5 protein-coding genes are annotated in these 7,302 nt (G+C 32.9%); all 5 read right to left on the bottom strand.

Translation table 11 applies throughout. From position 1 onward, the window contains the following. Positions 1 to 193: 193 nt before the first annotated feature. The 5 genes from KIH23_RS13505 to KIH23_RS13525 all read right to left on the bottom strand — a co-directional run bounded on the left by KIH23_RS13505 (position 194) and on the right by KIH23_RS13525 (position 7,148). On the bottom strand, positions 194 to 1,036 hold the full coding sequence (locus KIH23_RS13505) for a DUF6602 domain-containing protein (protein ID WP_213214036.1): 843 nt from the start codon (positions 1,034 to 1,036) through the stop codon (positions 194 to 196). A gap of 1,080 nt (positions 1,037 to 2,116) precedes the next feature. Continuing rightward, positions 2,117 to 3,373, bottom strand: coding sequence for a DUF6161 domain-containing protein (locus KIH23_RS13510; protein WP_213214037.1), 1,257 nt, complete (start codon positions 3,371 to 3,373; stop codon positions 2,117 to 2,119). A gap of 185 nt (positions 3,374 to 3,558) precedes the next feature. After that, on the bottom strand, positions 3,559 to 4,284 hold the full coding sequence (locus tag KIH23_RS13515) for a hypothetical protein (RefSeq protein WP_213214038.1): 726 nt from the start codon (positions 4,282 to 4,284) through the stop codon (positions 3,559 to 3,561). Between the two features lie 625 nt (positions 4,285 to 4,909). Next, on the bottom strand, positions 4,910 to 6,448 hold the full coding sequence (locus tag KIH23_RS13520) for an AAA family ATPase (RefSeq protein WP_213214039.1): 1,539 nt from the start codon (positions 6,446 to 6,448) through the stop codon (positions 4,910 to 4,912). A 226-nt stretch (positions 6,449 to 6,674) separates the two neighbouring features. Then, positions 6,675 to 7,148, bottom strand: a complete 474-nt coding sequence (locus KIH23_RS13525; protein ID WP_213214040.1) for a hypothetical protein — start codon at positions 7,146 to 7,148, stop codon at positions 6,675 to 6,677. Positions 7,149 to 7,302 lie beyond the last annotated feature (154 nt).

Raw genomic sequence — 7,302 nt, forward strand, 5'->3', positions numbered from 1 at the left:
AGAAATTCAGATTTGCAATTACGGAAGTTGTTTTTTTGCGGCTCGAAAATGCGCTTGCAGATAACGTTTTGCGGCCATGTCTTGTGGCGGAAAAGCGAGCCGCGTACGCTCCGCTAAGATAGAATTTCTACGTGAAAAATAGGCGAGAAGCTAAGAAAATAAAGCCATAAGTCATGACCGCGGTTAGCAGCAGCTATTTTAATTGTTTTCCAATAATTTTTTTATATGGCATTTTCCCCAATTTAATTGAGTCTAAAGCATATAGTAACATAGTAATTCCTAGTGCTAAAGAAGAGGTTTTAGTTGTAGTATGAAATAACTCGCTAGCATTTTCAATTAAGAAGGGCGATTCATAAATTATTTTTCCATCTTTTGGAATGCAAGGCAAAAGCATATCATTTTGTCCTAGAATAACTAAATCCGGAAATAAGATATTTGTCGGTAATTCAATTGCTTTAATTGAATTTGATAATTTATCAGATGTAATTATTTTTGATCTTGGAGTATCTTTTACGAATCTCGCTATTATGCATCCGTAAATTGGATTTGAATAATTGGGCCAATTATCTCTTTTTGCGGTAAATCCTTTTCCTAAACTTGTATATGGATCAATTGACAACAAATCACTTTTTTCTCTAACAAGATTTTTTACATCGTGTATTTGCTTATAGGCTTTAAATATACTTTGTCCATTTGTTTTACTTTTTAAAAACAATGTGTGCTTTGCTTCAATATATGCATAAACAGCTTCAACAGGAATATCTTGTTTTTTTTCAAATTTATTTTCTCCTAAAAGCCTTAATGTTGGAAATCGATCCTTATCATATATTATGATATCATCTCCTCCAAAATCATCAGTTTCAGTAACTACAAAGCCTCTACAAATTCCATATTTAGCTGGTAAAATTTTTGATAATAATTCGCAAATTGCAATTTCAAATTCGTCACCATAATCAAAATTGTATCTCGTTGATATTTCTTCGAGTTGTTTCTCAATTGATGTAGAAAGATTGTCTATTAATTTTTCGTATGCCATATGTTTTGTAGTTGCTGCTAACGTGTTGCGCATAGGCGAACGTTGCGGAACAGCGAACAGCGTATGCTCCGCTAAGATAAAATTTTTACGTGAAAACCGAACATAAAACCAACAAAATCCAGCAATGGCGCTTCATGCGCGGTTATTGGTTCGGCGCTTTTAAGTTCAAAGTTTACGCACAGTTTTCACACACATTTTTTTTCACCGGAATTGCCTCAACGAAAAGCTTGGAAAAAAATAAAAACTTGTTGCGAAGCAAACTAATTTAAGCGCTGTTGACACACAAAGTTTGCGTTCCAATTTTTACGCAAAGTTTTGCCAGCGTTTTCTCCAAATTGAAAAATGAAATAGGCGATAAGCAAGCTTCAAAAATTCACGACAAAGTTGATTAAGAATTTCAGCAGTGCGATTTAAAAAGTTCAGATTGGCAATTGCGGAAGTTTGGTTTTTACGCCAGAAAATTGCGCTGACCAATAACGTTCTCTTGCTAGGCGCGCGTTGCGGAACAGCGAGCAGAGTTCGCTCCGCTAAGATAAAATTTTCTCGTGAAAAACAAGCGCAAAGCTAACAAAATCAAGCAATGGCGCTTAGCAAGTGTTATTGACCAGGCGCTCTTATGCTCAAAGTTTACGCACAGTTTTCACACACAGAATTCTTTCGCCGGAATTGCCTCAACGCAAAGCTTGGAAAAAAAATAAAAACCTTTTTGCGCAGCAAACTTTTTTAAGCGCTGTTGACACACAAAGTTTGCGTTTCGTTTTCGTTCTAATTTTCACGCAAAGTTTTACAAAATGATTTCAGAAAGCAGCGAAATCTCCGCTAAGAAAATGCTTGAAAAATTCACGACAAAGTTGATCAAGAATTTCAACAGCGCGATTTAAAAGTTCAGGTTTGCAATTACGGAAGTTCGTTTTTTTGCGGCTCGAAAATGCGCTTGTCAATAACGGTCTGCGCATAGGCGAACGTTGCGGAACAGCGAGCAGCGTATGCTCCGCTAAACTAAACAAAAAACGTGAAAACCAAACAAAAAGCTAACAAAATCCAGCAATGGCGCTTCATGCGCTGTTGGCAGCTGGTGTTTTATTTGGATATAAATTTACTAACAATATCATTCGGCATAGTAGGAGAAGAGTCATCCTTTAAAAGTCCAGTTTCAACTCTACTAAAAAGTGATTGTAAAATCAATTTTCTATCATCATCTTTTACTTCGGTATCTTTTAATAAAGCTAAATAAAAAAAAGTTAATGTGTGTCTTTCCTCAGCATCTCTTGCTAAATGATAAGAGCTAAACATATATTTAGTAACTGCTTTTATTGCAAAGGCGATTAGTGTTAATAACGTTATAAATACTAATGACCATCTTATTATTGCAGTGGAGTTTCCATCAAAAACATGCATAAAAATCCAGTCTGGTGAAATTATCAAAATTAACCCGAGAAATGCAGAAGTTATACCAACAATCCAAATTAAAATTGATTTAGCTTTTTCTCCTTGGTCAAAATATAATGTAGATTTCTTCTGCCAGTATTTTGCTGGTTTTTCTAATTTTAATTTCGTCTCGTATGTTTCTTCTAATTTCTGAAGTTTATCTATTTTTTCGTCATACCACTTTTTCCATTCCTCATTTTTTGTGCTTTCAAACCATTCTTCAAATTCTGTTTCTTTTTCAGTTTTTAGCTCGTCTATTTGGGTAACATACTCATCATATTTTTCGTTGGTATTTTTTAAGTGTTCAATTAACTCACTTTCGGATTTTGAAAGATAATCTTGAAAATCACTTTTTAATTTTGAAATTGATTTTTGTTCGGCTTTTTTTCTGTCAACTATTTCAGTTTTGTCTTTTAATGTAAACTCGTATGCTAGTATAGCACCATAAAGTAGTTCTCTTGTGTTTACGTTGTAATCTGTTCCAACGATAAAATTGTATGCTCCAAGAAAGTAAGTTGGTGTTTCTTTATAAAGTTTAACTAAAAATTCTGCTTGAGGTGTGTTATAAGGAATTGGCTTTCGATGAATTGCATTAATTTGATTTTTTGTTGCAGACCAATAATGCTGTAAATTACTAGTTTGAGATTCCGTATGAGTATTTACAAACTGAATTATTTGAGTTTTTATATTTTCAAAATAGCTCTTGCTTTCGATAAGTTCATCTGGAAAAGGTTCTTCAAATTTTTCCCAACCTCTTATTTGTTGATTCACATATTCATATATTGCGCTAACGCCTTTTATAGTTTGTACTATACCAACATGAGAAAAATTAAAAGTTTCTTCAATTGATTTGTGCCATTCAACATCGGCTGCTTTCGCAATTTTCTGATTAAGTTCTTTGTTTGTCATAATTTCAGTTTTTACCGATTAGTTTACACTTGCTGCCAACGGTTTCTTGCTAGGCGCGCGTTGCGGAACAGCGAGCCGAGTTAGCTCCGCTAAGATAAAGTTTTTACGTGAAAAACAAGCGCAAAGCCAACAAAATAAAGCAATGGCGCTTAGCAAGGGTTAGCGGATGTTTTTATTTTCTGTTCTCATTCTTCGATTACAAATGTTTTTTTCTTAATCAAGTCTGCGGAATCTATATCAAAAAAAATGAGTTTATTCTCTTTAGTTTTAATTGTTAACTGATAATTACTATTCTTTGATAATTGAACTTTTGAAATTCCATTTTCGCTTGTTGTAGTTTTGTATACTTCGTGACTTTCTCTTAAACCAAATAAGGGTTGTCTAAAAACTCTAACTTTTATTTCAGCTCCAAATTTTGGATTATTTTTTTTATCCACAATTTTTATTTCAGCGTTTGTCAAATTTTCATTTTCAGTTTTGGTTGGATAAGTTTCTTTTAAGTTTAATGAGCAGATCAAAATGATTAAAGTTGGAACCAACAATATTAAAGTTATGCCTTTTCTACTTTCTATTTTTGAATGATTCTTTGATAGAAAAAAACATAAACTAACTGATGCGATAACAAAGAAAATTGTCGGGAAAAGTGATTTAGATGAAATTCCGAGAAACCAAAGTGAATAAATTAGACATAAAGTAAAACTTGGAATTAAAAAACCTATAAGTAAACTCAATAAAATATTTCTTTTGTAATATCTCAACAAGAAGATTGTATTTAAAATTCCATAACAAATAACTAATACATTATCGGCTTTTCCTAGTAATAGAATTGTGAGATATATTATTGGAAGTATTGAAATTATGTACAATAATGTCAATACTATAAATGGTGTAAATTTTTGATTTTGTTTCATTTACGATTTTATCTCAAAATATCCGCTAACGTGTTGCGTATAGGCGAACGTCGCGGAACAGCGAATCGCGTACGCTCCGCTAAGATAATTTTTTTTCGTGAAAGCCAAACATAAAGCCAACAAAATCAAGCGATGGCGCTTATACGCTGTTGGCAGGTTGGCGCTTTTAAGTTCAAAGTTTGCGCACAATTTTCACGCACAGAATTGTTTCGCCGGAATTGCTTCAACGCAAAGCTTGAAAAAAATAAAAACTTGTTGCGCAGCAAATTTTTAAGCGCTGTTGACACGCAAAGTTTTCGCTCCGTTTTTACATTTCGTTTTTCACGTTAAGTTTTACGAAATGATTTCAGAAAGCAGCGAAATCTCCGCTAAGAAAATGCTTCAAAAATTCACGATAAAGTTGATCAAGAATTTCAACAGCGCGATTTAAAAGTTCAGATTTGCAATTACGGAAGTTGTTTTTTTGCGGCTCGAAAATGCGCTTGCTGCCAACGGTTTGCGGCCATATCTCGTGGCGGAACAGCGAGCCGCGTACGCTCCGCTAAGATAGAATTTCTACGTGAAAAACAAACTTCCGGCTAAGAAAATCAAGCCATGAGTTATGACCGCGGTTATAGCCAGTTTTTTATAAATCCGGAGAATATTTTTTTGCCATGCCTACAATAAAGGCTTTTAATTCTTCAAAGTATTTGTTGCCAGGAGTTGTTGAAATAAATTCTTTCCAACAAATTTCAAACGCTTCTTCCTTAGACGTACAAAATGAATTTTCAATTAATTTGCCAAATAAACTATGACCATTTGAGTGATTTAAATGATATTCAACAGTTGAATTCGGATGTTTAGCTAAAAAGCTTCGAGTTAAGAATTTTTCAGGACTTTCATCTGAATAAATGAAATGTAAACATTCTTCAGGCGGATAACTAATGCTACCGTTAGTTTTTACTTTTTTTCTATCACCATCAAGAACACAAGCGTAACCTGTTTTAATTCTTTTTGATGGATATGTTTTCTGATGAGCTTTGAAAAAAGAATATGTTATATCGCCTGCACCACTAACTATAACGTTAATTAAATCTGAGAAGTTTGAAACTTTCATATCAATTTGAATAGAGCTGATTGCTTTTTGGATTATTTTTTCTGCTTCGGAATCTTCACAATATAAATCAACTAATGGATAGGATATTGAATCCATTTTTGATAAACAAGCATTTACACTAATGTTTGGAATGGCTTTAAATGCTCCCGTTGGCATTTTTTCTATAAAAATTCTCGCATTGTCTGGAACTGATGATAAGATCGAAGGTGAATGAGAAGTTATTATAAACTGTTTACGTTCATTCCTCGAAATATTATATAATGCGGATATTAGTCTTCTCTGTATTTTTGGATGTAATCCAACTTCAATTTCGTCTATTAGGATAAGTGAGTGTTGCGGAGCTTCAACAGAATCAATTATAATTTTAATTAAAACTTCTTCTCCAGTGGCGGCGTTGTAGCTTGAGTATTCATTTGCAGTATTATATTTAAAAATATCTTTATCTAAATGATCTGCTAGTCTATTTAAAGTAAATTTTTCTTCTAAAACATATGATAGATAATTTTCAATCCTTGTAGCATTTATTGGTGATATTTCTCTTGAAGTTGATTTTTTAGCTCTATGAAAAATAGTTCTTGCAAAATTTCGAGCAGGTAATATGCGGTCTAAGTCAATGAAAAAGACTTGTCGATTAAAAAATTGGCTTTCTTTTTTACCTATACCATTCCACTTCTTTGTTTTTGCTTTTCTTTGACCTCTTTTAGTTTCAATTTTTTTCCCCCATTTGTAAGTTATGAAATATGTCCAATCTCTAGTTTGTTTATCATGATCGGTAAATTGCATAAGAGAACTCCACGTTTGTCTTTCAAATTTTCCATTGTGTACATTTCTTTTCTTAAATTCAAAATGGCTACAAGCCAACGCCATTAGTATGGTTGACTTTCCAGACCGATTTGTTCCAGAAATTATTGAAATTGGATGAGGAAAATTTATCGTTAAATCATCAATGTGTCTAAATGGACTTAGTGTAATGGATTTTAAAAATTGGGGAAAATTATTTTCGTTATTGATATCAATAGCATCAATAAAATCCTTATCGGAATTTGGATTGATTTGTTTAAGAGCCATAATTGAGTTTTTCTTAAAAATCAAATTTAACTAAATATTTTTAAGAGTATTATTTTAAGTTGCAAGTTCCACTAAAATTGGCTATAACGTTTTGCGGCCATGTCTTGTGGCGGAAAAGCGAGCCGCGTACGCTCCACTAAGATATAATTTTGTTCGTGAAAAATAGGCTAGAAGCTTGAAAAATAAAGCCATAAGTCATGACCGCTGTTACCGGCTGTGCAAATTATTACACTTGGCCTTTTCTAGGAAATGGAGGTTTCCATGGAGGAATAACTACTATGCGCTCAAAACTTAAAGAGCTTTTATTAGATTTCATTTTTACTTTAACTATATAAGATTGAGGGCCAATGTGAATTGTATCAATTTCTGTTTTAAAACATCCGTTAAGTGATTTTTCTTTCGAGGATAATACGATTTGCAAATCATTTTTTTGATCATACTCTATAACAAATTTTGCAATTAAGTCATCATTTCCAACTTTCTGTATATGTATTGTATGTCCCCAATCCGTAATGATTATTTTATTTCCGATTGCAAAAAAAGCGCTTAGTTCATCTGTCGGGAAATAATCTTCATTATTTAAAATAACCTTTGATGGTTCCCATTCTCCTTCTAAACTAATATCTCCTGAATTTCTAAATGCAAAGTATATTATTGATATAGCTAAAAATAATATTACCAAGTTTTTAGTAAATTTCATTTTGTGTGCGTTTTTGGTTATGCATTGCCGGTAACGGTTGCGGGTTTGCTCAGTCACGGTAATTTGGAACAGAGTATAATCCGTTAGATGAAACAAACATATGGAAAATATATCTTTCTTGAACACTGATGCAGTTATTGTGCAAACCTGCTGT

Origin of the sequence: Flavobacterium sp. CYK-55 (assembly GCF_018413465.1) — a bacterium.
In the GTDB taxonomy this organism is placed as follows: domain Bacteria; phylum Bacteroidota; class Bacteroidia; order Flavobacteriales; family Flavobacteriaceae; genus Flavobacterium.

Coding starts and splice junctions, on each gene's coding strand:
- KIH23_RS13505 (WP_213214036.1), bottom strand. CDS start 1,036: ATGGCATACGAAAAATTAATAGACAATCTTTCTACATCAATTGAGAAA.
- KIH23_RS13510 (WP_213214037.1), bottom strand. CDS start 3,373: ATGACAAACAAAGAACTTAATCAGAAAATTGCGAAAGCAGCCGATGTT.
- KIH23_RS13515 (WP_213214038.1), bottom strand. CDS start 4,284: ATGAAACAAAATCAAAAATTTACACCATTTATAGTATTGACATTATTG.
- KIH23_RS13520 (WP_213214039.1), bottom strand. CDS start 6,448: ATGGCTCTTAAACAAATCAATCCAAATTCCGATAAGGATTTTATTGAT.
- KIH23_RS13525 (WP_213214040.1), bottom strand. CDS start 7,148: ATGAAATTTACTAAAAACTTGGTAATATTATTTTTAGCTATATCAATA.